Origin of the sequence: Actinocatenispora comari, from assembly GCF_017312725.1 — a bacterium.
GTDB classification, from domain to species: domain Bacteria; phylum Actinomycetota; class Actinomycetes; order Mycobacteriales; family Micromonosporaceae; genus Actinocatenispora; species Actinocatenispora comari.
In genome coordinates this window covers 1-24,008 of record NZ_BOPO01000077.1, presented here as the reverse complement: position 1 = coordinate 24,008, position 24,008 = coordinate 1, and the positions used below count along the sequence as shown (strand labels likewise).

Annotated in this window: 26 protein-coding genes; 18 read left to right on the top strand and 8 right to left on the bottom strand. The window is 72.2% G+C overall.

From position 1 onward, the window contains the following. Positions 1-19: 19 nt before the first annotated feature. Positions 20-904, bottom strand: coding sequence for a DUF1028 domain-containing protein (locus NUM_RS20320; protein WP_207126489.1), 885 nt, complete (start codon positions 902-904; stop codon positions 20-22). A 247-nt stretch (positions 905-1,151) separates the two neighbouring features. On the opposite strand from NUM_RS20320, the gene NUM_RS20315 reads away from it, so the two are divergent. The 8 genes from NUM_RS20315 to NUM_RS20280 all read left to right on the top strand — a co-directional run bounded on the left by NUM_RS20315 (position 1,152) and on the right by NUM_RS20280 (position 10,160). Then, positions 1,152-2,330: a low temperature requirement protein A gene (locus tag NUM_RS20315; protein WP_207126488.1), complete on the top strand. Its 1,179-nt coding sequence runs from the start codon at positions 1,152-1,154 to the stop codon at positions 2,328-2,330. Positions 2,331-2,340: 10 nt separating this feature from the next. After that, complete coding sequence (locus NUM_RS20310; protein WP_207126487.1) at positions 2,341-2,874, top strand: polyadenylate-specific 3'-exoribonuclease AS; 534 nt, start codon at positions 2,341-2,343, stop codon at positions 2,872-2,874. A 320-nt stretch (positions 2,875-3,194) separates the two neighbouring features. Then, complete coding sequence (locus NUM_RS20305; protein WP_207126486.1) at positions 3,195-4,220, top strand: 6-phosphofructokinase; 1,026 nt, start codon at positions 3,195-3,197, stop codon at positions 4,218-4,220. A gap of 336 nt (positions 4,221-4,556) precedes the next feature. Beyond that, complete coding sequence (proC, locus tag NUM_RS20300) at positions 4,557-5,372, top strand: pyrroline-5-carboxylate reductase (RefSeq protein WP_207126485.1); 816 nt, start codon at positions 4,557-4,559, stop codon at positions 5,370-5,372. Between the two features lie 537 nt (positions 5,373-5,909). Further along, positions 5,910-7,181 (top strand): quaternary amine ABC transporter ATP-binding protein, encoded by a 1,272-nt coding sequence (locus NUM_RS20295; protein ID WP_207126484.1) that lies wholly within the window; start codon positions 5,910-5,912, stop codon positions 7,179-7,181. Then, on the top strand, positions 7,168-8,130 hold the full coding sequence (locus tag NUM_RS20290) for an ABC transporter permease (RefSeq protein WP_207126483.1): 963 nt from the start codon (positions 7,168-7,170) through the stop codon (positions 8,128-8,130). Before NUM_RS20295 ends, NUM_RS20290 begins: the two co-directional genes overlap by 14 nt. An 85-nt stretch (positions 8,131-8,215) precedes the next feature. After that, positions 8,216-9,124 carry a glycine betaine ABC transporter substrate-binding protein gene (locus NUM_RS20285; protein ID WP_207126482.1) on the top strand — a complete coding sequence of 303 codons (909 nt, stop codon included), beginning with the start codon at positions 8,216-8,218 and terminating at the stop codon, positions 9,122-9,124. Between the two features lie 133 nt (positions 9,125-9,257). Continuing rightward, complete coding sequence (locus tag NUM_RS20280; RefSeq protein WP_207126481.1) at positions 9,258-10,160, top strand: glycine betaine ABC transporter substrate-binding protein; 903 nt, start codon at positions 9,258-9,260, stop codon at positions 10,158-10,160. A gap of 83 nt (positions 10,161-10,243) precedes the next feature. Here the strand turns inward: NUM_RS20280 and NUM_RS20275 are convergent, their stop codons facing one another. Continuing rightward, positions 10,244-12,556, bottom strand: a complete 2,313-nt coding sequence (locus NUM_RS20275; protein ID WP_207126480.1) for an MFS transporter — start codon at positions 12,554-12,556, stop codon at positions 10,244-10,246. A gap of 210 nt (positions 12,557-12,766) precedes the next feature. Between NUM_RS20275 and NUM_RS20270 the strand changes: the two genes are divergently transcribed. Beyond that, positions 12,767-14,170: a class II 3-deoxy-7-phosphoheptulonate synthase gene (locus NUM_RS20270; protein WP_207126479.1), complete on the top strand. Its 1,404-nt coding sequence runs from the start codon at positions 12,767-12,769 to the stop codon at positions 14,168-14,170. Positions 14,171-14,397: 227 nt separating this feature from the next. Next, a complete protein-coding gene (locus NUM_RS20265) occupies positions 14,398-15,441 on the top strand; it encodes an alkaline phosphatase family protein (protein ID WP_207126478.1) in 1,044 nt (347 codons plus the stop codon). On the opposite strand, the gene NUM_RS20260 is transcribed toward NUM_RS20265, so the two are convergent. Continuing rightward, positions 15,416-15,784, bottom strand: a complete 369-nt coding sequence (locus tag NUM_RS20260; RefSeq protein WP_207126477.1) for a hypothetical protein — start codon at positions 15,782-15,784, stop codon at positions 15,416-15,418. The genes NUM_RS20265 and NUM_RS20260 overlap by 26 nt on opposite strands. Before the next feature lie 102 nt (positions 15,785-15,886). Between NUM_RS20260 and NUM_RS20255 the strand changes: the two genes are divergently transcribed. Further along, positions 15,887-16,837 (top strand): alkaline phosphatase family protein, encoded by a 951-nt coding sequence (locus tag NUM_RS20255; RefSeq protein ID WP_207126476.1) that lies wholly within the window; start codon positions 15,887-15,889, stop codon positions 16,835-16,837. A gap of 8 nt (positions 16,838-16,845) precedes the next feature. Here the strand turns inward: NUM_RS20255 and NUM_RS20250 are convergent, their stop codons facing one another. Beyond that, a complete protein-coding gene (locus NUM_RS20250; RefSeq protein WP_207126475.1) occupies positions 16,846-17,136 on the bottom strand; it encodes a hypothetical protein in 291 nt (96 codons plus the stop codon). A 175-nt stretch (positions 17,137-17,311) separates the two neighbouring features. On the opposite strand from NUM_RS20250, the gene NUM_RS20245 reads away from it, so the two are divergent. The 5 genes from NUM_RS20245 to NUM_RS20225 all read left to right on the top strand — a co-directional run bounded on the left by NUM_RS20245 (position 17,312) and on the right by NUM_RS20225 (position 20,672). Then, a complete protein-coding gene (locus NUM_RS20245; protein ID WP_207126474.1) occupies positions 17,312-18,130 on the top strand; it encodes a helix-turn-helix domain-containing protein in 819 nt (272 codons plus the stop codon). 1 nt (position 18,131) lies between these two features. Beyond that, positions 18,132-18,326: a DUF397 domain-containing protein gene (locus tag NUM_RS20240; protein ID WP_207126473.1), complete on the top strand. Its 195-nt coding sequence runs from the start codon at positions 18,132-18,134 to the stop codon at positions 18,324-18,326. Positions 18,327-18,364: 38 nt separating this feature from the next. After that, positions 18,365-18,586, top strand: a complete 222-nt coding sequence (locus tag NUM_RS20235) for a hypothetical protein (RefSeq protein WP_207126472.1) — start codon at positions 18,365-18,367, stop codon at positions 18,584-18,586. 93 nt (positions 18,587-18,679) lie between these two features. Next, positions 18,680-19,669, top strand: a complete 990-nt coding sequence (locus tag NUM_RS20230; RefSeq protein WP_207126471.1) for a threonine aldolase family protein — start codon at positions 18,680-18,682, stop codon at positions 19,667-19,669. Between the two features lie 97 nt (positions 19,670-19,766). Beyond that, positions 19,767-20,672 (top strand): arylamine N-acetyltransferase family protein, encoded by a 906-nt coding sequence (locus NUM_RS20225; protein ID WP_207126470.1) that lies wholly within the window; start codon positions 19,767-19,769, stop codon positions 20,670-20,672. A 108-nt stretch (positions 20,673-20,780) separates the two neighbouring features. Here NUM_RS20225 and NUM_RS20220 read toward each other — a convergent pair whose 3' ends face one another. Then, positions 20,781-21,428 (bottom strand): NAD(P)-dependent oxidoreductase, encoded by a 648-nt coding sequence (locus NUM_RS20220; RefSeq protein WP_207126469.1) that lies wholly within the window; start codon positions 21,426-21,428, stop codon positions 20,781-20,783. A gap of 89 nt (positions 21,429-21,517) precedes the next feature. On the opposite strand from NUM_RS20220, the gene NUM_RS20215 reads away from it, so the two are divergent. Then, on the top strand, positions 21,518-21,931 hold the full coding sequence (locus tag NUM_RS20215) for a winged helix-turn-helix transcriptional regulator (protein ID WP_225918720.1): 414 nt from the start codon (positions 21,518-21,520) through the stop codon (positions 21,929-21,931). Positions 21,932-21,942: 11 nt separating this feature from the next. Then, positions 21,943-22,800: an oxidoreductase gene (locus tag NUM_RS20210; protein ID WP_207126467.1), complete on the top strand. Its 858-nt coding sequence runs from the start codon at positions 21,943-21,945 to the stop codon at positions 22,798-22,800. 45 nt (positions 22,801-22,845) lie between these two features. Here NUM_RS20210 and NUM_RS20205 read toward each other — a convergent pair whose 3' ends face one another. The 3 genes from NUM_RS20205 to NUM_RS20195 form a co-directional block, all read right to left on the bottom strand. Continuing rightward, positions 22,846-23,679 carry a deoxyribonuclease IV gene (locus NUM_RS20205; RefSeq protein ID WP_207126466.1) on the bottom strand — a complete coding sequence of 278 codons (834 nt, stop codon included), beginning with the start codon at positions 23,677-23,679 and terminating at the stop codon, positions 22,846-22,848. Further along, complete coding sequence (locus NUM_RS20200) at positions 23,679-23,822, bottom strand: hypothetical protein (protein ID WP_207126465.1); 144 nt, start codon at positions 23,820-23,822, stop codon at positions 23,679-23,681. Before NUM_RS20200 ends, NUM_RS20205 begins: the two co-directional genes overlap by 1 nt. Beyond that, positions 23,810-24,008: PASTA domain-containing protein (locus tag NUM_RS20195; protein WP_207126464.1), on the bottom strand; the 199-nt coding region annotated here is incomplete at its 5' end. The genes NUM_RS20195 and NUM_RS20200, both read right to left, overlap by 13 nt.

Genomic DNA, 24,008 nt, shown 5'->3' with positions numbered 1-24,008 from the left:
CGGGACCATAGCCTGATGATCAGCGGGGTGCGCTGGCGCGCAGCCGGTCCAGGACGAGCGGGTCGATGCGGCCGGGGGACAGGCGCACCTCGTAGTTCTCGATGCCGGCCCACTCGGCCAGGGCGTCGTCCAGGCCGCGGGCCGGTTCGCCGCTCGCCGCATGGCCCAGGCCGGCGAGCAGCGCGCGTACCTCGTCGGCCAGCGGGCCGGTCAGCGGCAGCAGGCTGGCCGGGTCGGGCCGGTCGAAGTAGAGGTGGTGCGCGGTGAGCAGCCGGGCCAGCTCGGCGACCGGCGCGGGGTGGTCGTCCACCCGCAGGTCGACGGCGAGGTGGCTGCCGGTGTCGCCCAGGTACGGCACGGCCGGGTCGGCGCCGTAGCCGGCGTTGGCCACCGCGACCAGCAGCGCGGCGCTCTGCCGGCCGCGCCGGTCGCCGCCCGCCTCGTCCCCGGCGCGCAGCGCCGCGACCAGCCGCTCCGCCAGCGGCCCGGACGAGTCCAGGTACGCCACCCGCATCGCCTCGACCACGCCCGGCCCGGCGAGGATGTTGCCCTGGATGGCGAACCCGTCCCCGGTGGTACCGCCGGCCCAGTCCAGGCAGTGCGCGCCGGTGTGGGTCGCTCCGTCGCCGGTCGGGCCGACCACGCCGAGCTGCCGTTCGTCGCGCAGCGGGTCGGCGGCGGTGAGCCCGGCGACCACGTCGGCCGCGGCGGTACCGGACCGCAGCAGCGCGAGGCCCTGCGGCCGGTAGGCGAGGTTCGCCATCGACTGGGTGGCGAGCGCGCCCGCCACCGGGTCGGCCGCCGGTACCGCCGCGCCGACGGCGAGGAACTTGCTGGCCACCGCCACCCCGTACGCCGGCCGGCCGGAGCCGTCGGTACCGCGGGCCACGATCGAGAACGTCATCGGCCACCTCCGTCGCCCGGCGCCGGGGCCGGCACCGCTCGTCTCAGTGCCGGCCCGGCACCGTTGGTCTCGGTGCCGCCCGGCACCGCTGGTCTCGGTGCCGCCCGGCACGTTGGTCTCGGTGCCGTGCCGGCACCGTTGGTCCTGGTCCGGTGACCTTAGCGAACGGGCGGTGGCACCCCCGGTACCCTCCCCAGGCCGGGCCAGGGCGGCACGGCGCGGGCATGACGGGGGAGAGGACGGGCGAATGGTGCGGCTGCGGAGGGCGGTGGCGCAGCCGGCGGGCGTCTCGACGCTGGAGCTGTTCTTCGACCTGGTGTTCGTGTTCACCCTCACCCAGCTCACCGGCCTGCTCGAACACGAGCTGAGCCCGGTCGGCGTGCTGCGGGTGCTGCTGCTGTTCGGGGTGCTGTGGTGGATGTACGGCGCGTTCGCCTGGGTCACCAACGCCGCCGCGCCCACCGACCCGGCCCGGCGGGTGCTGCTGATCGTCGCGATGGCCGGCTTCCTGGTGATGGCGCTGGCGTTGCCGCAGATCACCGGGTCGGGCGGGATCGCGTTCGGGCTCGGCTACCTGGTCGTGGTGCTGGTGCACCTGGCGCTGTTCGGGCTGACCGAGGCGTGGCGGGCGATCCTGCGGGTCGCGCCGTTCAACCTGCTGTCCGCGGTGCTGGTGCTGGCAGCCGGGTTCCTGCCCGGGTCGGTACGGCCGTGGTTGTGGGCGGTGGCGCTGGCGGTGCAGATCGTCACGCCGCACCTGGGCCGGGTGGTCGGCGGTGACTCGCAGTTCCGGATCGAGCCCGACCACTTCGTCGAGCGGCACGGGCTGCTGCTGATCGTGGCGTTCGGCGAGTCGGTGGTGTCGATCGGCAAGGGCGTCGCCGGCCACCCGGTCGATCTGCGGCTGACCGCGACGGCGGTACTGGTGTTGGCGCTGCTCGCGATGCTGTGGTGGGCGTACTTCGGCGCCGGGGCGGTCGACGCCGCCGTGGCGCGGATGCGCCGTGCCGAGCCCGCGGAGCGTCCCCGGCTCGCCGTCTACGGCTTCTTCTACTCCTACGTGCCGATGATGCTGGGCATCGTGCTGCTGTCGGCCGGGGTGGCGATCGGCCTCGGGCACGGCGGGCCGAGCTGGCCGGTCGCCGCGGTCACCGCGCTCGGCGTCGCCGGGTACCTGGCCGGCGACGTCTGCTTCCGCCGGGTGCTGTCCGCCGGGCCGGTCGCGGTGCGTGGCTGCCTCGCGGTGCTGGCGCTCGGCACCGCGCCGGTCGGCCGGTACGCCGGGGTCGTGGCGCAGCTCGCCGCCCTCGCCGTACTGGTCGCGGCCGGGCTCGCGGTGGAGGCGGCGCGTCGCCCGGGGGCCGGTGATCGGGGCCCGGCAGACCCGCCCGCGGCGCCGGGCGGGGCGGTACCGACCGGCGCGTAGGGTGCCGGGCATGGGGACGGAGCGGGTGCACCGGTACTTCGTCGACTGCGAGTTCATCGAGGACGGGCGCACCATCGACCTGGTCTCGGTCGGCGTGGTCGACGAGGACGACCGGGAGTTCTATGCGGTGTCGACCGAGTTCGACCCGGGCAAGGCGATCGACTGGGTGCGCCGGCACGTGCTGGACAAGCTGCCGTCGCCGGCGGACAGGGCGTGGCGCTCGCGCGAGCGGATCCGCGACGACCTGTACGACTACCTCACCGAGCCGCTGCGCACCGGCCGCGCCGAGCGGATCGAGCTGTGGGCCTGGCTCGCCGCGTACGACCATGTCGCGGTGGCGCAGCTGTGGGGCGCGATGCCGGCGCTGCCCCGGGAGATCCCGCGCTTCACGCACGAGCTGCGGCAGCGCTGGGAGTCGCTGGGCTGCCCGGAGCTGCCCGGCCACGGCAGCGACCGGCACGACGCGCTCGCCGACGCGCGCCTCGGCCTGGCCCGCTGGCGGGCGATGAGCGCCCTCGCCCGACCCGAGGTGGCGCCGCGCTGAACGCTGCCGCCTGAGGTCCGCGGCGGCCGGCCGAGCGGTACCGGCGGGGGCTGGGGACGACCTCCCAGCTCGGCGGGTCTGTCGCCGGCGGGCTTCATCGGCAAGTATGGAACCCGCGACCCGATGTCGGCGGTGCTGGATGCCGTTGCGGTCGGGATGTGTGGCCTCACCTCGACCCTGTGGGTGTCGGCCGATCGGCACTGGATTGTCCCGGTTGTGCCCACATCGGCCGGGGCAGACCCTAGGCTGGCCGGCATGGGGCGGCAACGACGCCGATGCCCCGCGCCACGGCCACGTTGGTGACGAAGGAGTGAGCGATCATGCGCATCGGCGTACTCACCGGCGGCGGCGACTGTCCCGGCCTGAACGCCGTGATCCGGGCGGTCGTCCGCAAGGGCACGAAGGTGTACGGGAACGAGTTCCTCGGTTTCCGCGACGGCTGGCGTGGGCCGCTCGAGAACGCCACGATGCCGCTCGGTGTCGAGCAGGTGCGCGGCATTTTGCCTCGTGGCGGGACCATCCTCGGCTCGTCCCGGACCAACCCGTACGCGTCGGACGACGGCGGCCGGCGGATCCGCGACAACCTGGCCGAGCTGGGCGTGGACGCGCTGATCGCGATCGGCGGCGAGGACACCCTCGGCGCCGCCGCGAAGCTGCACGCCGAGGGGCTGCCGGTGGTCGGCGTACCGAAGACCATCGACAACGACCTGGGCGCCACCGACTACACGTTCGGCTTCGACACCGCGGTCAACATCGCCACCGAGGCGATCGACCGGCTGCACACCACCGCGGAGAGCCACCACCGCACCGTGGTCGTCGAGGTGATGGGCCGGCACGCCGGCTGGATCGCGCTGCACTCCGGCCTGGCCGGCGGCGCCAACGTCATCCTCACCCCGGAGCGCCCGTTCGACCTGGACCAGGTCTGCGAGTACATCGAGGAACGGTTCCGTTCCCAGTACTCGCCGATCGTCGTGGTCGCCGAGGGCGCGGTGCCGGCGGACGCGAGCGAGGTGACCCAGACCGACCGGCTCGACTCGTTCGGGCACATGCGGCTGGGCGGCATCGGTCAGTGGCTGGCCGACTCGATCGAGCAGCGCACCGGCAAGGAGGCGCGCGCCGTCGTGCTGGGCCACATCCAGCGGGGCGGTACCCCGACCGCGTACGACCGGGTGCTGGCGACGCGGTTCGGGCTGCACGCGGTGGACGCGGTGCACGACAAGGACTGGGGACAGATGGTGGCGCTGCGCGGTACCGACATCGTGCGGGTGCCGCTGGCGGAGGCGACGGCGAAGATCAAGACGGTGCCGCCGGAGCGGTACGCGGAGGCCGAGGTCTTCTTCGGCTGAGTACGCCTTTTGCCGGGCGTTCTCGGTGCCGGGGTGTTGGTGCAAAGGCCATCTCTGTTCGCGGCCTTCACCCCGCGTGGGGGAACGTGGGGCGGGGCTTCGCCCCTCCCCACGCCCCTCCCCGTCAAGGGGGCCTTCGCCCCCTTGACCATCCCCCGTCGGGGGAGCGGGGACGAGGTCCGGACGCCGCCTGGCCGTCTCGGAAGGTCGGGGTCCGGTGCGGTGAGTTGGACGCCGCCTGGCTGCTTCGGAGCTGTGCGAGCGGGTTTCGGCGTCGGGGCACCGGGGCGTGGGACGAGTGCGGGGTGTGGTGGGGGGCGGACGTAGGGTCGGGGGATGGCAGGGGAGCATACGGTCGCCGTGGTCGGGGCCGGCAAGATGGGCGAGACGTTGCTGTCGGGGCTGCTGCGGGCCGGGTGGCCGGCGGGCCGGTTGCTCGCGACGGCACGCCGGCCGGAACGAGCCGAGGAACTCGCGGTGCGCTACGGCGTGCGGGTGGTCGACAACGACGAGGCGGCGGCGTCGGCGGACGTGCTGACGATCGCGGTCAAGCCGCAGGACGCGCCGGCGTTGCTGGCCGCGCTGGGCCCGAAGGTGGGTCGCGACGTGGTGGTGGTGTCGATCTGCGCCGGCCTGCCGACGTCGTTCTTCGAGAAGCACCTGCCGTCCGGTACCCCGGTCATCCGGGTCATGTCGAACACGCCGGCGATGGTCGATCAGGCGATGACCGCGATCTCCGGTGGCACCCACGCCACCGCCGAGCAACTCGCGCTGGCCGAGGAGATGTTCCGGCCGTTGGGGCGCACCATCCGGCTGCCCGAGTCGCAGCAGGACGCGGTGACCGCGCTGTCCGGCTCCGGCCCCGCCTACATCTACTACCTGGTGGAGGCGATGACCGACGCCGGCATCCTGCTCGGCCTGCCCCGGCAGGTGGCGTACGAGCTGATCCTGCAGACGGTGATCGGTTCGGCGGCGATGCTGCGCGACTCCGGTGAGCATCCGGTCAAGCTGCGGGAGGCGGTCACGTCGCCGGCGGGGACCACCATCAACGCGATCCGGGAGCTGGAGGACCACAAGGTACGGGCGGCGTTGATCGCGGCGTTGGAGGCGGCCCGGGACCGGGCCCGGGAAATCGCCGCCGACTACACGTGACCGTGCAACTACCCGCGATCGTGGCAATGCGTGACCACTCGACCGGGTGGGCTCGCTCGATGATCTCGGCTCGCCGGTTGCAATGAGTGAGCGACTTCAGATGGCGACCCGGCCCTGTCGGGCGTCGCGACCGTGACGCCGGCGCGGGCGCCGGGTGGGCCCCGGCGGGTCGCGAACCGCCCGGCAGTATCTGCCGCGGAGATCACATAGGTGTAACGGATGGCGGCGGAGTTCCCGGGGGCCGGACCGGGACAATTGCCCACCAATACCAGGCTATCGACCCTCCGGTTTACCGCCGCGTGACATCCTCGGGATGCGAGCCGGCGAGCCTTCGATAGGGTTGGCCCCGTTGGACACGCGCGCCACGGCCGTGCACGCGGGTCGATGGTCCGTCCGTGGTGCCTGCCGTGCGGCTGTGACAGTGCCGGTCCGGAACCCGTTCCGGCCGGTCCCGCGCCTGACATCGGTTACGCCGTGTAGCCGCCGGCTCCGGCTCGGAGGGTGACGCGGTGCGACCCGACGAGCGAAGAGGAGATCGTGCCAGCAGTACGCGCAGACTCGGTGTACAAGGTGTTCGGTCGCCGACCGGAGCAGGCCGCGAAGGCGCTGTCTTCGGGGGCGAGCCGCGAGGAGGTCCGCGCGCAGGGCGCCACCGCCGCGGTCATCGATGCGTCGTTCGAGGTGGCGCCGGGTGAGATCTTTGTCGTGATGGGGCTGTCCGGTTCGGGCAAGTCGACCCTGATCCGGATGCTCAACGGGCTGTGGCGGCCGACCGCCGGCACCGTCGAGATCGACGGCATCGACATCAGCAAGATGCGGCCCAAGCAGCTCCGCGAACTGCGCCAACGCAAGGTCAGCATGGTCTTCCAGCACTTCGCGCTGCTGCCGCACCGCACCGTGCTGGACAACGCCGCCTACCCGCTCGAGGTCAAGGGCGAGCCGGTCGCGGCGCGCCGGCAGAAGGCGCGCGAGGCGCTCGCCATGGTCGGCCTGGAGGGGTGGGAGGAGAGCCTCCCGTCGCAGCTGTCCGGTGGTATGCAGCAGCGGGTCGGGTTGGCCCGCGCGTTCGCCGCCGGTACCGACGTGCTGCTGATGGACGAGGCGTTCAGCGCGCTGGACCCGCTGATCCGGCGGGACATGCAGACCCAGCTGCTGGAGCTGCAGAGCCGGCTCGGCAAGACGATCGTGTTCATCACCCACGACCTGAACGAGGCGATGCGGGTCGGCGACCACATCGCGGTGATGCGGGACGGCCGGATCGTGCAGATCGGTACTGCCGAGGAGATCCTGACCGACCCGGCGAACGACTACGTGGCGCAGTTCGTCGCCGACGTGGACCGCACCCGGGTGCTGACCGCCAGCTCGATCATGGAGCCGCCCGCCGCCACCATCGGCGTCGGCGGCGGCCCCCGCGCCGCGGTCAAGACGATGCGGGAGAACCAGATCAGCGCCCTGTTCGTGCTCACCCGCGACCGCAAGCTCGCCGGTGTGGTGCGGGAGGGGCCGACCTCGGAGGCGCTGCGGCACGGCGAGTCGAGCCTCGGTTCGCTGCTGGACGACGACATCGTCAGGGTGGGCCCGGACACGCCGGTCGCCGACCTGTTCGCGCCGGCCGCGGAGACGCCGGTACCGCTGGCGGTGGTGGACGAGGACGGCAAGCTGCTCGGCGTGATCCCGCGGGTGACGCTGCTCGCCGCGCTGGGCAACGGCAGCGAGGAGACCGAGCCGGTGGACGATCCGCCGCCCGGGTTGGACCCGACCGCCAGCGTGTCCGTCGACCGGGAAGGGGATGCCGATGTCTCTGCATAACCTGGCCACCTCCGGCCCGTCGATTCCGCAGATCCCGATCGGCAGCTGGGCCGACCATCTGGTCACCTGGCTGAAGTTCAACATCGGGGTGCTGTTCGACGGCATCAAGTCGGTGGTCGAGACGGTCGTCTCCGGGCTGTCGGACGCGCTGATCGCGGTGCCGTGGCCGGTCATGATCCTCATCTTCATCCTGCTCGGCCTGTGGCTGCGTACCTGGAAGTTCGCCATCTTCGCGCTGCTCGGCCCGCTGCTGATCGTGTCGATGCAGCTGTGGGACGACGCGATGAAGACGCTGGCACTGGTCATCGTGGCGGCGGCGGTGTCGCTGATCCTCGCGATACCCATCGGGATCGCGGCGGCGCAGAGTGCCTGGGTGTCGAGGATCGTCAAGCCGATCCTCGACCTGATGCAGACGATGCCGCAGTTCGTGTACCTGATCCCGGCGGTCATCCTGCTCGGCCTGGGCCCGGCGCCGGGCCTGGTGGCGACCGTCGTGTTCGCGATGCCGCCCGGCGTGCGGTTCACCGAACTGGGCATTCGCCAGGTCAACCACGAGGTGGTCGAGGCCGGCGAGGCGTTCGGCGCGTCCCCGTGGAAGGTGCTGCTGCGGATCAAGCTGCCGCTGTCGCTGGGCACGATGATGGCCGGCGTCAACCAGGTGATCATGCTGACCCTGTCGATGGTCGTGATCGCCGGCATGCTCTCGGCGCCCGGCCTCGGTCAGGACGTGGTGGGCGCGGTGTCGCAGACCGACGTCGCCGGCGGGTTCCAGAGCGGCCTGGCGGTGGTGATCCTCGCGATCGTGCTGGACCGGCTCACCGCCGGACTGGGCGAACGCGCCGCGCCGGAGGCGCGGCTCGCCCGCCGGGCGCGGGCGTTGAAGCGGCGGCAGGCGAAGGGCCGCAACGCGAACACGGACGCCGGCCAGGCGGCCAAGGTGAATGCCTGACAGATCCCGATGGCGGTACCGGCGATCAACCGGTACCGCCGCCCGATCCGGCCGCAGGCGGCCGGTCCAGAGAAAGGAACTCCAGGTGCGACGGAAACTGGTCGCCCGAGTGGTCGCGGGTGTCGCGGTCGCGTTGACGCTGTCGGCGACGCTGGCGGCGTGCGGGAAGAGCAAGGAGGTCAGCGGCGACTCCGGCTCCAGCGGGAACGCCAAGGAAGTGACCATCGGCGTACTGCAGGGCTGGGCCGAGGACCAGGTGGTCAGCGAGCTGTGGAAGCAGGTGCTGGAGAAGAAGGGCTACAAGGTCACGCTGAAGAACATCAGCGACGCCGGCCCGACGTTCACCGGCCTCGCCGGCGGTGACCTGGACCTGTTCATGGACACCTGGCTGCCGAAGACCCACAAGACCTACGTGGACAAGTACGGCAGCCAGATGGAGGACCTGGGCATCTGGTACGACCAGGCCACGCTGGACATCACCGTCCCGCAGTACATGACCGACGTCAACAGCATCGCCGACCTCAAGGGCAAGGCGAGCAAGGTCGACGGCAAGATCGTCGGCATCGAGCCGGGCGCCGGACTGACCGCCGCCGCGAAGGAAGCGATCAAGGGTTACGGGCTGAGCGACTACACGCTGCAGACCTCGTCGACCACGGCGATGCTGAGCGCGTTGAAGAGCGCGTACGCCTCGAAGAAGCCGATCGTGGTCACCCTGTGGCGGCCGCACTGGGCGTACTCCGCGTACAAGCTGAAGGACCTGAAGGACCCGAAGGGCCTGATGGGCGCCAAGGAGAAGATCCACACGTACGCGCACAAGGGATTCAGCTCCAGCCACAAGGAGCTGGCCGGCTGGCTGAAGAACTTCAAGATGCCCGACGCGCAGCTCGCGTCGCTGGAGAACGAGGCGTTGAACAAGCAGTCCAACAACGTCAGCGCCGGCGTGACCAAGTGGATGAACGAGAACCAGGACTTCGTCAAGCAGATGACCGCCTGACGCGGCAACCGGGTCTTTTTTCGGCCGGTCGATTGTCGACATTGCACAATCGGCCGGCCGACATCATGTCCACAGTGGACGATCCGGGTTCCGGAACCGGTTCGCCGGTACCGGCCGGGCAGGAGGAAACGACGTGCGACGGAAACCGTTCGCCCGAGTGGTCGCGGGTGTCGCGGTCGCGTTGACGCTGTCGGCGACGCTGGCGGCGTGCGGCAAGAGCAAGGAGGTCAGCGGCTCGGCCGCCGGGGAGGGCGCCAAGAACGTCACCATCGGCGTGGTCCAGGGCTGGGCCGACGACCAGGTGGTCACCGAGCTCTGGCGGCAGGTGCTGGCGAAGAAGGGCTACCACGTCACGGTCAGGAACATCAGTGACGCCGGCCCGATGTACACCGGTCTGGCCGGGGGCGACCTCGATCTCTACCTGGACGCCTGGCTGCCGAAGACGCACAAGGCCTACATCGACAAGTACCACAGCCAGCTGGAGGATCTCGGCATCTGGTACGACCAGGCGACGCTGGACATCACCGTCCCCGCGTACGTCAAGGACGTGAACAGCATCGCCGACCTCAAGGGCAAGGGGTCCGAGTTCGGCGGCAAGATCGTCGGGATCGAGCCGGGCGCGGGCGAGATGAAGGCCACCAAGGAGACCATCCAGGGCTACGGGCTGAGCGACTACACGCTGCAGACCTCGTCCACGACCGCGATGCTGAGCGCGTTGAAGAGCGCGTACGCCTCGAAGAAGCCGATCGTGGTGACGCTGTGGCGGCCGCACTGGGCGTACTCGCAGTACGAGCTGAAGGACCTGACGGACCCGAAGGGCCTGATGGGCGCCAAGGAGAAGGTGCACACCTACGGGCACAAGGGATTCGCGTCCAGCCACCGGGAGCTGGCCGGCTGGTTGAAGAACTTCCGGATGACCGACGCGCAGATGGCGTCGCTGGAGAACGCGGCCCTGAACAAGGGAACCAGCGTCGAAGCCGGCGTCACCAACTGGATGCGGGCCAACGCCGACTTCGTCGAGAAGATGACCGCCTGACCGGTCCATTGCGGCCGGCAGGCGGAACCTTGCCCGATCGCGCCACGGTGGACAGTCCAGGTTGGGCTGTCCACTGTGGATTGTCAGGAGCCGGCGAGCAGCGCGGCGACGCCCTCCTCCAGCAGGTTCGCCGGGTCGAGGTCCTCCGGTGACTCGGCCCAGTGCAGCACGGCCACCGACGCCACCCCGATGTAGGCGGCGGCGACCGCCTCGTCGGCGTACTGCGGGGTGTCCCGGCCGGCCCGCTCGGCCAGCGCGGTGGCGATCGCCCGGGTCGACTCGGCGACCCCCTGGATGATCTTGCCGCGCAGCGCCGGTACCGACAGCACCAGCCGCAGCCGCTGCCGGGTGTCCTCGCCGGCCTCCGCCGCGAACTGCGGCATCAACGCCATCATCGCGCTGTGCAGCGCGACCAGCGGCTTCTCCGCCGCCGGCCGGTCCCGGACCGCCTGGTAGAACACCGGGTCGTAGTCGTCGGCGAGGACCACGTCCTCCTTGGTCGGGTAGTACCGGAAGAACGTGCTGGGGGAGACCTCGGCCGCGGCGGCGATCTGCTCCACCGTGGTCTGCTCGTACCCCTGCTCGGCGAACAGCCGCAGCGCGTGGTGCTGGATGGTGCGCCGGGTCTTGAGCTTCTTGCGCTCCCGCAGACCCGGCGCCCCCGCCGGTACGTCAGCCTTCATGCCGTCCATTGTGCTGCCTGCCGGTGGCGAGTGCCGCCGGCCGGGCCCGGCCGGCCGCGTCGTCGTGGCTTCGGGTACCGGCCGGTCCCGGTTCGGCAGCAGCAGCGCGGCGGCCACCGCACTGACCGCCGCGGCGGCGGCGCACACCAGCAGCATCACCGACATACCGTGCACGAACGCGCCGTCGGCCGCGGCCCGCAGCGGCGCGCCGGCCGGGCCCATCCGGTGTGCCACCTCCGCGGCCCCGCCGACCGACCCGCGGGCCGCGTGCGCCGCCGCCGGCGGCAGCCCGGTCAGTGCCGGATCGAGCCGGTCCCGGTACGCGGCGTTGAGCACGCTGCCCAGGATCGCGATGCTCAGCGCGGCACCGACCTGCCGGATCGCCTGGACCAGCGACGAACCGGTCGCGGCGTCGTCCGTACCGAAGGTGGCGAGAGCCGAGTCCATCGCCGGCGACAGCGCCAGGGAGATGCCGAACCCCTCGATCAGCATCGCCACCGCGGTCAGCTCGTACCCGCTGGACACCTCGACGCGGGACTGCACCACCAGCCCGGCGGTGACCACCAGCAGGCCGCCGGCCACCGGCAGCCGGCGACCGAACCGCCGGCACAGCCGGTCGCCGACCGGCGCCGCCACCAGCATCCCGGCGATCAGCGGCAGCAGCCGGACTCCGGCGCCGAACGCGTCGGTGCCGAGCACCACCTGCACGTACTGCGGCAGCACGAACACGACGCCGAACAGCGCGAACCCGGCGAGCGTCATCGCCAGTACACCGACCGAGAAGCGGCGGTCGGTGAACAGGCCGAGTCGTACCAGCGGCTGCCGCGCCCGCGCCTGCCAGGCGACGAACCCGGCCAGCAGCGGGACCGCCGCACCGAGCCCGACCAGTACCGGCAGGCTGGTCCAGCCGCGCTCCGGGCCCTCGATGACGCCGTAGACCAGCGCGACCAGTCCGAGCGTGGACAGCACCACCCCGAGCAGGTCGGGCCGGCGGGTGACCGCCCGCGACTGCGGGATGGTCAGCGCCACCACGATCATCGCGACCAGCACGATCGGCACGTTGATCAGGAACACCGAGCCCCACCAGAAGTGGCCGAGCAGCCAGCCGCCGAGCAGCGGCCCGAGCGGCAGCCCGAGCATCATCCCGGACACCAGGATCGCCAGCGCGGTCGAGGTCGGCAGCGTCCGGCCGGCCTTCCTGCCGGTGGCGGCCGGGTCGCCGGCGGGGCCGGTCGGACCGGTGGCTGGATGCCGCTCGCCGGTCGGCCCGGTCGCCCGGCCGGCCGTACCGGCCTTGTCGGCCGCGCCGAAGACGGTCGGCACGATCGACAGCGGTACCGACAGCAGCACGGCGGCGCCGATCCCGAGCACCGCGCGGGCCGCGATCAGCTGCGCCGGCGAGTCGACCTCGGCGCAGGCCGCCGAGGCCAGCCCGAACACCGCGAGGCCGGCGAGCAGCACGGTGCGCCGCCCGTACCGGTCGGAGAGCAGGCCGACCGGCAGCAGCAGGGCGGCGAGCGCCAGCGTGTACGCGTCGGTGACCCACTGCAGCTGGGCGTTGCTCGCGCCCAGGTCCTTGCTCAGGGTGGCCAGCGCGACGCTGAGCACCATCGTGTCCAGCCCGACCACCAGTACCGCGAGCCAGAGCGCGACGAGGATCGCGCCCTGCCGCCCTCGTCCGTACCGGACCATGTCCGCCTCCAAAACTGACATCAACTCTCAAAAACGAGTAGATGTCAAAAGGCTCGAACTGTCAATACGAATCGCGGCGGTGGGCGGCGGCACGCACGTGTCGCCCGTCACGAACGAGGGGACGGGAGCGAGCCGGCAGGCTCCGGACGCCGCAGCGGGCGCGCCGGGCGGCTGGTGGGACGGCCGCCACCTGGGGGCTTGTCGGGGCGGGGCACGCCGTAGGCTGTCGGCGTGCAGCGAGAATGGCATGATCTGCGCTTCCCCGGCCTGGACACCACCAGCATGCTGACCACCCGCGATGCCGACGAGCACGAGGTGGCCAAGCTCGGACTGGACGCCTGGCGCGAGCTACCCCGCGACCAGGGCGTCAGCTGGCCGGACCAGGCGGAGGTCGACCAGGTCAGCCAGGTGCTGTCGGCGGTGCCGCCGGTCGTCGCGCCGTACGAGGTGGACCAGCTGCGGTCGCGCCTGGCCGAGGTGTGCGAGGGCCGCGCGTTCCTGCTGCAGGGTGGCGACTGCGCGGAGACGTTCGTCTCCAACACCGAGCAGCACCTGCTCGCCAACGCGCGCACCCTGCTGCAGATGGCGATCGTGCTCACCTACGGCGCGAGCATGCCGGTGGTGAAGGTCGGCCGGGTGGCCGGGCAGTACGCCAAGCCGCGGTCCAAGCAGACCGACGCGCTGGGCCTGTCCGCCTACCGCGGCGACATGATCAACTCGCTGGACGCCACGCCTGCGGCGCGGGTGGCCGACCCGCAGCGGATGATCCGGGCGTACGCCAACGCCGCGGCGGCGATGAACATGCTCCGGGCGTACCTGTCCGGCGGCCTCGCCGACCTGCACCAGGTGCACACCTGGAACAAGGACTTCGTGCGCTCGTCGGCCGCCGGCGAGCGGTACGAGGCGATCGGCCGGGAGATCGACCGGGCGCTGCGGTTCATGAACGCCTGCGGCATGTCCGACGCCGACGAGCTGCGCCAGGTCACCCTGTACGGCAGCCACGAGGCGCTGGTGCTGGAGTACGAGCGGGCGCTGACCCGGGTCGCCGGCGACGCCGCGTACGACCTGTCCGGGCACTTCGTCTGGGTCGGCGAGCGCACCCGCCGGATGGACGGCGCGCACATCGACTTCGTCTCCCGCATCGCCAACCCGATCGGTGTCAAGATCGGTCCGAGCACCACCCCGGAGACCGCGATCGAGCTGGCCGAGCGGCTCAACCCGGACAACATCCCGGGCCGGCTCACCATGATCAGCCGGATGGGCAACGGCCGGGTCCGGGACGCGTTGCCGCCCATCGTGGAGAAGGTCACCGCGGCCGGCGCCAAGGTGGTCTGGCAGTGCGATCCCATGCACGGCAATACGTTCGAGTCGTCCAACGGGTACAAGACCCGGCAGTTCGACCGGATCGTGGACGAGGTGCTCGGCTACTTCGAGGTGCACCGCGGCCAGGGCACCCACCCGGGTGGCATCCACGTCGAACTCACCGGTGAGGACGTCACCGAGTGCCTCGGCGGCGCGCAGGCGCTGGAGGAGCTGCACCTGCCCACCCGGTACGAGACGGCCTGCGACCCGCGCCTCAACACCCAGCAGTCCCTGGAGCTCGCCTTCCTCGTCGCCGAGATGCTCCGCGGCTGACGCTCCCCGCGGCGCCGGGCCCGCCCGTCCGGCGGTCGCACGAGTGACGGCCATCGCTGCCGTTCCGGTGCGAAGGTGAGGGGGCGGTGCGGCGGGGTTAAACAAGCTTCGGGGCGGGCAAAGAGTGGCGCCGCGGCCTGGTTGGGCCGATCCGGCCGATGCTAGATCTCGAAGGGATGGGCCTGTGTCGCGCCGGCGGGGCGCGCCCCATCCCGTACGGAGGCAGCATGGGCGCCGGTGACCGGACCGGGCGGGCGGGGCGGGCCCGGTGGCGGCTGCTCGGGGTGCTCGCGGTCGTGGTGCTCGCGCTGGCCGGGTGCACCAGACCGACGCCGGGTCACCCGCTCGCCGAGAAGGGCTGGCACGCGCTGACCGGCTGGCACGGCTCCCCGCACGGGCCGCACGCCCGGGACGACGATCCGGCCGACCGCGGCGGCGCCACCACGGTGGAGGGCAGCGGCGGGACTCCGGTGGCGGTCGGCGGGCGCACCCCGCGGCCGAAACACGTGGTGGTCGTGGTGTTCGAGAACAAGAAGGCGAGCTCGGTGATCGGCAGCCGCCAGGCGCCGTACCTCACCGGGCTCGCGCACCGCGGCGCCTACCTGACCCGGTCGTACGGGGTGGCGCACCCGAGCCAGCCGAACTACCTGGCGCTGTTCTCCGGCAGTACCCACGGGGTGACCGGGGACACGTGCCCCGAGCGGTTCCACGCGGACAACCTCGCCGCGCAGCTGCGGGCGGCGGGGGACAGCTACGCCTCGTACGCCGAGAGCCTGCCGTCGACCGGGTTCACCGGCTGCGCGGCGCCGCACTACGACCGGGCGATCGCGCCGTGGACCGACTTCACCTCGGTACCCGCCAGCACCCAGCGCCCGTTCGGCGCGTTCCCGCGCGACTACGGCAGGCTGCCGACGGTCAGCTTCGTGCTGCCGAACATGTGCCACAACATGCACTACTGCTCGGTGGCCACCGGCGACCGGTGGGCCCGGCGCGCGCTCGATCCGTACGCCCGGTGGGCGCGGACGCACGACAGCCTGCTGCTGGTGACGTTCGACGAGGACGACGACACCCGGGTCAACCGGATCCCGACGTTCCTGGTCGGTCAGCCGGTGCGGCCCGGCAGCTACGCCGAACACGTCGACCACTACACGATCCTGCGCACCCTGGAGGCGATGTACGGGCTGCACCCGCTCGGCGCCGCCGCCGACCGGCGACCGCTGACCGACGTGTTCCGGCAGCCGCCGCTCACCCGGCGGGCGGTTGGTGACTGAACACGGCCGCGAGGAACGCGACGATCCCGTACAGCAGGACGGTGACGACGGCGAGGGCGAGCAGCGCGCCGATCGCCGCGTGGCACACCACGACCAGCAGCCGTCGGCGCCGGGCGACCCGGGCGCCGAGCACCGCGCCGGCGATCGGCGGCAGCAGCGGCAGCCCCTCGGCGATCAGCGCGCCGAGCGGCTCGCCGGACCGGGTCTGCGCCGCGACCAGCGCCACGTAGCCGGCGACGAACCCGGCGTACCAGGCGAGCGCCAGCAGCACCGCCACCGGCGTGACGAACCACTGCCAGCGTCGTACCTCGACGCTCGCCTCGCCGCCCGCCGATTCGTCCACGTTCCGGTTGTACCAGCGCCCGGCGACAGCAGCCAGCGACGGAGCGTCCCCGCCCCGGGGTGGGCGGTGGCGGGAACGACGCCCGGGCGGCAGGCTGGGGGAGTGACGGCGGGTCGGAGGGTACGGGTACTGCTGGCGTCGGTGCTCGGCCTGGCGCTGCTCGCCGGCTGCGGCCCGTCCGGCGGCCACGACGGGGGCACTGCCGCCCCGGGCGGCGCCGGTTCGTCCCGCGCCGCGTCCCCGGGTGCCGGCAGCGGGCGGCCGACAGCGGCGGGCACGCCGTCGGCGGGGCGCTCCGGCGGGGTGCCGCGGCCGGCGCACGTGCTGGTCGTGCTGTTCGAGAACAAGGGCTACGACAACGTCGTGGGCAACCCGCAGGCGCCCTATCTCAACCTGCTCGCGAAGCGGGGCGCGCTGCTGACGAACTCGCACGGCGTCGCGCACCCCAGCCAGCCGAACTACCTGGCGCTGTTCGCCGGCGCTACCCACGGGGTGACCGACGACTCGTGCCCGCACACGTTCCACGCCGACAACCTCGGCGCGCAGCTGCTGGCCGCCGGGCACGGCTACGCCTCGTACGCCGAGGGGTTGCCGTCGGCCGGGTTCACCGGGTGCGGCAACGGCAACTACGCCCGCAAGCACGCGCCGTGGACCGACTTCGCGAACGTACCGGCGCGCAGCCAGTTGCCGCTGCGCGCGTTGCCGACCGACTACGCGAAGCTGCCGCAGGTCGGCTTCGTGATCCCGGATCTGTGCAGCGACATGCACAACTGCTCGGTGTCCACCGGCGACCGGTGGCTGTCGGCCAACCTCGGCGGGTACGCCAGCTGGGCGCAGCACCACGACAGCCTGCTGATCGTCACGTTCGACGAGGACGAGGGGACCGGCGCGAACCGCATCCCCACCATCCTGACCGGCGCGCCGGTGCGCCCCGGGCACTACGGCGGCCGCGTCGACCAGTACACGATGCTGCGCACCCTGGAGGCCATGTACGGGCTGCCCCCGCTCGGCGCCGCCGCCCACCGCGCCCCGCTGACCGGCGTCTGGCGCTGACGGACGGATCAGCCGGTGGCGGGATCGACCCAGACCGGTTCCAGCCGTAGCCGCCGCAGCCGCGCCGGCAGCCGTGCCAGCGTCGTCGAGTGGTACTCGCGGGGCAGCCGCAGCGTGGTGTCCTCGCCGTCGCTGTAACCCCAGCCGACGAGCCGCGCGTCGGCCCACCCCGGCGCCACCTCCCAGAGCGCGAACCGCCGCGGTGCCAGCTCGTCCGACATCTCCCGCATGATCGCCCGCATCCGCCCCTCGTCCCCAAACGGCAGATCCAACCTCAACCCGTCCACGATGTCGGTCATCGCATTCTCCTCGCGGTGTGTGCACGTTCGGCGACCGGAAAGGTATCGCGTTGCAGCAACAAGGTCAAGGATTCTCCTTGTGTCGGATAGCCGCGTGTTGTAAAACTTGACAGACTCATTTCGGGAACGGGGTGTAGAGATGCCGCGTCGTCCGCCGGGCGTACGGGCTCGGGCGTTGGGCGCTGAACTGCGCGAGCTTCGTGCCGCAACGAAGCTCAGTACGCGCGCAGTCGCAGAGCGGCTGGGCTGGGCGTACAGCACGGTCAACCGCATCGAGACCGGCAAACGCAAGACGACCACCGATGAGGTTTCCGCTCTGTTGGTCGTCTACGACGTCAAGGGCGAGGAACGCGACCGCCTCATCGAACTCACCCGCGAGGTAGACCAGCCCGGCTGGTGGGAGACGAGCGGATCCCCATGGCTACGAAGCCAACTCACCGCCCTCATCGCTTTCGAGAACACCGCAAGCCTGATCGCCTCGCATCCCTCGGTGCGCATTCCCGGTCTGCTGCAGACGCCTGACTATGCGCGGGCACTGCTTCGCTCCGCCGAACTGCCCGAATATGCGATCGAGTCGATGGTCGCCATGCGGGTTGGTCGTCAGACGACTCTGACCAAGCCTGGAGCGCCCGAGTACGTGGCGGTCATCGACGAGGCCGCGCTGCGCCGGCCGGTCGGCGGTGCAGCCACGATGGCGGATCAGCTCAGTCACTTGTTGAAACAGGCGACCCGAACCAACATCACCATCCAGGCTGTTCCGTTCAGTCTTGGCGCCCACACCGGCTTGGATGGCGCCTTCCTGGTACTGGCCTTTCCCAAGGCATCCACCGTCGTGCATCTGGAGAACAAGCGCGGCGGGGTCTTCCTCGATCAGCCCAATGACGTCCATCCATACGTCGAAGCACTGTCTACACTCCAAAAAGTCGCGCTGAGTCCCGACGAGACGATCGGGTTCATCCAGTCGATCGCAGTCGAGTACGAACAGATGGAGTGAGATGGATCCGCTCTCGCAACGGTGGTTCAAGTCGAGCCGCAGTGGCAGCGAAAGTGACTGCGTTGAGGTGGCGTTCGGGGTGGCTGCGGTGGGGGTGCGGGACTCGAAGGATCGGGAGGGGCCGGTGCTCGTCCTCGGCCCCGCCGCGTGGCGCGCCTTCACCGCGACGCTCAGGACCGGCACGCTCGACGGCTGAGGTCGCCGCCGGGCCGACGGCGGGTGCACGCTGGGTGCATGGGTTGGGCGATCGGTGGGGGGATGCGGGCGGCCGGCGGCATCGCGGAGCTGGTGCGACTGATCGTGCGGCTGGCGATCTGGCACCTGGCGTTCCGGTTCCTCGGCGGGTTCCTGCAGCAGTACACGCACGTGCCCTGGCTGGGGTCCGTCGTGATCATCATCGCCGCGTTCGTGCTGATCCGGCTGGCGATGCGCTGGTACCGCAACCGCCGGCGCTGACCGATCCCACCAGGTTGCCGACCGATCCCACCAGGCTGTACCGGTGGCGCCCGGACCTGTGCGCGCACGGCGGCCGGTGGCAGGATCGCTGGTGTGATCGATCTGCGCAGTGACACGGTGACCCGGCCGACGCCGGGCATGCGGGAAGCGATGGCGAGCGCCGAGGTCGGCGACGACGTGTACGGCGAGGATCCGACCGTCAACGCGCTGGAGCGCGAGGTCGCCGAGGCGTTCGGGCACGAGGCGGCGCTGTGGACGCCGACCGGCACGATGGCCAACCAGATCGGCCTGCAACTGCTCGTCCGGCCCGGCCAGGAGCTGCTGTGCGACGTGCAGGCGCACGTCGCGCGGTACGAGATGGGCGCGGCCGCGGCGTACGGCGGGATCACCACCCGCACCTGGCCGGAGCTGTCGGTGCCGGACATCGAGCCGCTCGTCTCGCCGCCCGGCGGGTACAGCGTGCCGACCGCGGCGCTGGCGGTGGAGAACACCCACAACATGCGCGGCGGTACCGTGCTGCCGCTCGCGCAGCTGCGGGCGATGCGGGACCTGGCCGACCGGTACGAGCTGGGGCTGCACTGCGACGGGGCGCGGATCTGGCACGCGCACGTGGCGGACGGCGTCCCGCTCGCCGAGTACGGCCGGCTGTTCGACACGCTGTCGGTCTGCCTGTCCAAGGGGCTTGGTGCCCCGGCCGGGTCGCTGCTGCTGTCCTCGGCGGACCACATCGCCGCCGCCCGGCTGATCCGCAAGCGGCTGGGTGGCGGCATGCGGCAGGTCGGCATCCTCGCCGCGGCCGGCCGGTACGCGCTGGCCCACCACGTCGACCGGCTGGCAGACGATCACGCGAAGGCGGCCCGGCTGGCCGACGCGCTGGCGCCGCACGTGCCGGGCGAGGTCCGCACCAACATCGTGGTGCTGCGGGTACCGAACGGGCCGGACCTGGCCGCCGCCGCCGAGAAGCAGGGCGTCCGGTTCGGCGCGATCGGGCCGACCGCGGTCCGGCTGGTCACCCACTACGACGTGACCGACGACGACGTCACCCGCACCATCGAGGTGCTCACCGCCCTGCTTCCGGACTGACCCCACTCGTCGCGTCCCGTGCGCCCCGACCGACCGGGCGCACGGCACAGTGACTCGCGGGGCAGGTACCCGCTGGCAGCACCTGGGAGGGCCGAACATGGACGCACGCTCCGGTACGGGCACCGCCGACCTCGCCGGCTACCTGGCCCGGCTCGGTCTCGCCGGCGTCGCGCTGCCGCCGACCTACGACACGCTCGCCGCGCTGCATCGGGCGCACGTCGAACGCATCGCGTACGAGTGCATCGACCACCACGTGCCCCGGGCGACGCCACTGGCCCCCGGCGAGTCGGTCGCCCGGCTCGCCGCCGGCCGCGGCGGGTACTGCTTCCACCTCAACGGCGCCTTCTCCGAGCTGCTCGACCACCTCGGGTTCGCGGTCACCCGGCACCGGGCCGCGGTCCGGCACACGGCCGGCGGGCCGGTCGAGCCGGACCACCACCTCGCCCTCACCGTCGTCGCCGACGGCGTGCCCTACCTTGCCGACGTCGGCCTCGGCGACGGCATCCACGAGCCGCTGCCGCTGCGTCCCGGCAGCTACCGGCAGGGCCCGTACACGTACACGATCGACCGGACCGCCGCCGGCTGGCGGTTCACCCACGACCCGCGCGGCTCGTTCCGGATGTTCGAGTTCGACGCGGCTCCGGCCCGGCTGCCGGACGACTTCGCCGACATCCACGAGTGGTTCGCCACCTCGCCGGAGTCCGGCTTCGTGCGTACCCTCACCGTCCAGCGGCGCGACGCGGCCGGCGCCGACGTGCTGCGCGGCTGCGTGCTGCGCCGCACCGACGCCACCGGCGACACCGACCGCGAGATCGCCACCGCCGAGGAGTGGTACGCCACGATGACCGGCCTGTTCGGCCTGGACCTCGGCGACCTCGACGCGGCCACCCGGGAGCGGCTGTGGGCGAGGACCCGTACCGCGCACCTGGCCTGGCGGGCGTCCCGCGAGGCCCCGGCGGCGTCCGGTCTGCCTGGCCCGGCGGACCGCCCGGACGCCCGGTAGCACCACCGGTCCGCCTGGCACGACGACGGGCCACGGATCGGCCGGCCGCCCTCGCTCCCGGGGCCCGTCCCGCGGCTCGCCGGCCGGACTCCGGGTGGTGGGCGCCGGTCAGTGGGCGAGGTTGACCTGGGCCCGGTGCTGGTCGCCCTTCTCGATCAGGTCGACAAACCCCAGGGCGTAGTCCGCGGCGGAGATCGCACCACCGTCGGCGGGCGAGACCGCGACGTCGTCACCGAGCCGGTACCGGCCGAGCCGCTCGCTGGGCGCGTGCGCGCCGAACCCGAGCGGCGGGCTGACGAAGACCCAGTCGAGCGTCGCGGGCATGGCCGGCAGGTCCTCGATGACGAACGCCGCTCCGCCGCGGATCTCGTCCTGGAGCTCCGCCGGGACGCCGCTGAGGTCGGTGACGAAGCGATCCGCTCCGGGCGCGGGGCGCAGCGACGAGTAGCCGCCGACGACGTACAGGTGTGCGCCGGCGGCGTCGGCCAGCCGGGCGATGGCGCGGTGCACGTCGCGCCAGGTGCTGGCCTTCTCCCCGCGCGGGGCGATCGCGGCCACGACGACGTCCGCTCCCTCGACGGATGCCGAGAGCGTGGCGGGGTCGGTGGCGTCGCCCTGGACGTACGTCACGTCCGGGATGCGCGCCGCGGGGCGCGAGCGGCTGACCGCGGTGACCTGGTGGCCGCGACCGGCGGCCTCCGCGACGATGGCCGAACCGGCGTAACCGGTACCGCCGATGACGGTGATGCGAGACACGAGGTGCCCTTTCGGTCGGACGGGTGGCGTCGGACGACGCCCTGTGATTACCGTAAGAGCGCAACTCTCCAATGGGAAGAAGGCACCTCGTGGTAACCACCCGGAGCGAGTCGGTGCTCGACGGCAACCCCTACCGCGCGGACTGCCCGTCCCGGCGCATCCTCGACCGCATCGGCGACCGGTGGACGGTGCTCATCGTGGGCGCCCTGCACGATGGCGACGTCCGGTTCTCGGAGCTGCGCCGGCGCATCGAGGGCATCTCGCAGAAGATGCTGACCCAGACGCTCCGCGGGCTCGAACGGGACGGGCTGGTGCGCCGCACCGTGCACCCCGAGGTTCCGGTCCGCGTCGAGTACTCGCTCACCGAGGCCGGCCGCACCCTGCGGGAACCGCTGCGCGCGCTGGAGGAGTGGTCGATCGCACACCTCGGCGACGTCTCGGTGTCGCAGGACGCCTACGACGGCGCGGACGGTCCACCACCGGCCGCCGCGGAGCGGCCGTAGGGTTGGTGACCATGAGTTCCGAGCGGTGGATGATGGGCGGCGACCTGGCGGTCGGCCGGATCGGGTACGGGGCGATGAAGCTGACCGGTTGGCCGCGCGGCGACCGGCCCGACCGGGACACGGCGCTCGCGGTGCTGCGGCGGGCCGTGGAGCTCGGGGTCGACCACCTCGACACCTCGAACTACTACGCGCGCGACGGCGTCGCCGCGAACGAGCTGATCCGGACCGCGCTGTCGCCGTACCCGGACGATCTGGTGATCGTGACCAAGGTCGGCGCGCTGGTGGAGGGGGCGGACATCGGGCTGGCGCCGTCGGAGCAGCGCGGCCTGACGCCCGACGGGCTGCGCCGCGGCGTCGAGGCCAACCTGCGCTCGCTCGGGGTGGACCGGCTGGACGTGGTGAACCTGCGGCTGGGCGACCGCGGGCACCCCGACATCCCGCTCGGCAAGCCGCTGGAGACGCTGCTCGCGCTGCGCGACGAGGGGCTGATCCGGCATCTCGGCGTCTCCAACGTGACGGCCGACCAGGTCGCCGAGGCCCGGACGATCGCGCCGATCGCCTGCGTGCAGAACATGTACAACGTGGCGGTGCGGGACGACGATCCGCTCGTCGACACCTGCGCCGAGGCCGGCATCGCGTACGTGCCGTTCTTTCCCGTCGGCGGCTTCCGCCCGGTCACCGCGGAGCGCATGGACGCGGTCGCCGCCCGGCACGGCGCCACGGTGCCGCAGGTGGCGCTGGCCTGGCTGCTGGCCCGCTCGCCCAACGTCCTGCCGATTCCCGGTACCGGTTCGCTCGCGCACCTCGCCGAGAACGTCGCCGCCGCCGACCTCCGGTTGACCGACGAGGACCTGGCCAGCCTCGCCTGACGCCCTGATGCCCCGGCGGCCTGTCGCCCTGGCGGGTCGGCGGGTTCAGGGGCGGGGCAGGTCGCGCAGCCGGGCCAGGTTCGCGGCGTCGGGTCCCTTGCCGGCCAGGCCCGGCACCTCCAGGAGGCCGGGCAGGTCGGCGAACGCGGGGTGGTGCACGAACTGCGCGAACCCGGCCGCGCCGATGTGGCCGTCGCCGATGTTCTGGTGCCGGTCGACCCGCGAGCCCAGGTCGGTCTTCGAGTCGTTGAGGTGCAGCACCCGCAGCCGGTCCAGCCCGATCGCGGCATCGAACTCGGCGGCCAGCGCGTCCAGGCCGACCCGGGTACGGATCTCGTGGCCGGCCGCGAGCAGGTGCGCGGTGTCCAGGCAGATGCCGACCCGGTCGTCGTCGAGCCGGTGCACGATCGCCCCCAGCTCGGCGATCGAGCCGACCGTGTCGCCCTGCCCGGCCGAGTTCTCCGGCAGCAGCAGGGTGTGCCGGCTCGCGGCGAGGCCGGCGGAAAGCCCGTCGCAGAGCCGGTCCAGCCCGCTGGCGAAGCCGGCGCCCTTGTGCGAACCGAGGTGCGTCACCACGCCGGTGACGCCCAGCTCGTCGGCGACCCGCATGGTGGCGACCAGCGCGGCGATCGACCGTTCCCGCAGCGCGTCGTCGGCGGTGCCGTAGTTCACCAGGTACATGCAGTGCACGAACGGCTCGACGCCGGTCTCGGCGCAACCCTTCCGGAAGCCCTCGATCGCCTCGTCGCTCGGCGGTACGAACCGCCAGCCGCGCGGGTTGCCCACGAAGATCTGCACACACTCGGCGCCGATCTCGGCCGCCCGGTACGGCACCGTCGCGAGCGCGCCGCCGGTCGTGACGTGTGCCCCGAACCGCATCAGTGCCCCCGCCGCGGTTCGGCGCCGAACCGCAACCGCGACGAGGCGGCGGACCGACCTTGCCACGAGGCCGCGCCGAACCGCAGCCGCCGCGGGGTGGCGGCGAGGCGGGTCGTGGCGTCGGGGCGCATCAGATCACCCACAGGGTGATGGTGCTGCCCTTCGGCTCCTGCGAGCCGCCGTCCGGGGTCTGCTTGCGCACCGTGGCGCCGTCGGTGGGGATGCCCAGCCCGCGCACCTCGAAACCGGCGTCGGACAGCTTCTTCTTCGCCTCGCCGTACTTCATCCCGGTCACGTCCGGCACCTCGACCTTGGGCGGCCCGGAACTG

Coding starts and splice junctions, on each gene's coding strand:
- NUM_RS20210 (WP_207126467.1), top strand. CDS start 21,943: ATGAGTTCCGAGCGGTGGATGATGGGCGGCGACCTGGCGGTCGGCCGG.
- NUM_RS20265 (WP_207126478.1), top strand. CDS start 14,398: ATGGGCGCCGGTGACCGGACCGGGCGGGCGGGGCGGGCCCGGTGGCGG.
- NUM_RS20275 (WP_207126480.1), bottom strand. CDS start 12,556: ATGTCAGTTTTGGAGGCGGACATGGTCCGGTACGGACGAGGGCGGCAG.
- NUM_RS20320 (WP_207126489.1), bottom strand. CDS start 904: ATGACGTTCTCGATCGTGGCCCGCGGTACCGACGGCTCCGGCCGGCCG.
- NUM_RS20235 (WP_207126472.1), top strand. CDS start 18,365: ATGGGTTGGGCGATCGGTGGGGGGATGCGGGCGGCCGGCGGCATCGCG.
- NUM_RS20225 (WP_207126470.1), top strand. CDS start 19,767: ATGGACGCACGCTCCGGTACGGGCACCGCCGACCTCGCCGGCTACCTG.
- NUM_RS20290 (WP_207126483.1), top strand. CDS start 7,168: ATGTCTCTGCATAACCTGGCCACCTCCGGCCCGTCGATTCCGCAGATC.
- proC (WP_207126485.1), top strand. CDS start 4,557: ATGGCAGGGGAGCATACGGTCGCCGTGGTCGGGGCCGGCAAGATGGGC.
- NUM_RS20305 (WP_207126486.1), top strand. CDS start 3,195: ATGCGCATCGGCGTACTCACCGGCGGCGGCGACTGTCCCGGCCTGAAC.
- NUM_RS20310 (WP_207126487.1), top strand. CDS start 2,341: ATGGGGACGGAGCGGGTGCACCGGTACTTCGTCGACTGCGAGTTCATC.
- NUM_RS20240 (WP_207126473.1), top strand. CDS start 18,132: ATGGATCCGCTCTCGCAACGGTGGTTCAAGTCGAGCCGCAGTGGCAGC.
- NUM_RS20205 (WP_207126466.1), bottom strand. CDS start 23,679: ATGCGGTTCGGGGCACACGTCACGACCGGCGGCGCGCTCGCGACGGTG.
- NUM_RS20250 (WP_207126475.1), bottom strand. CDS start 17,136: ATGACCGACATCGTGGACGGGTTGAGGTTGGATCTGCCGTTTGGGGAC.
- NUM_RS20315 (WP_207126488.1), top strand. CDS start 1,152: ATGGTGCGGCTGCGGAGGGCGGTGGCGCAGCCGGCGGGCGTCTCGACG.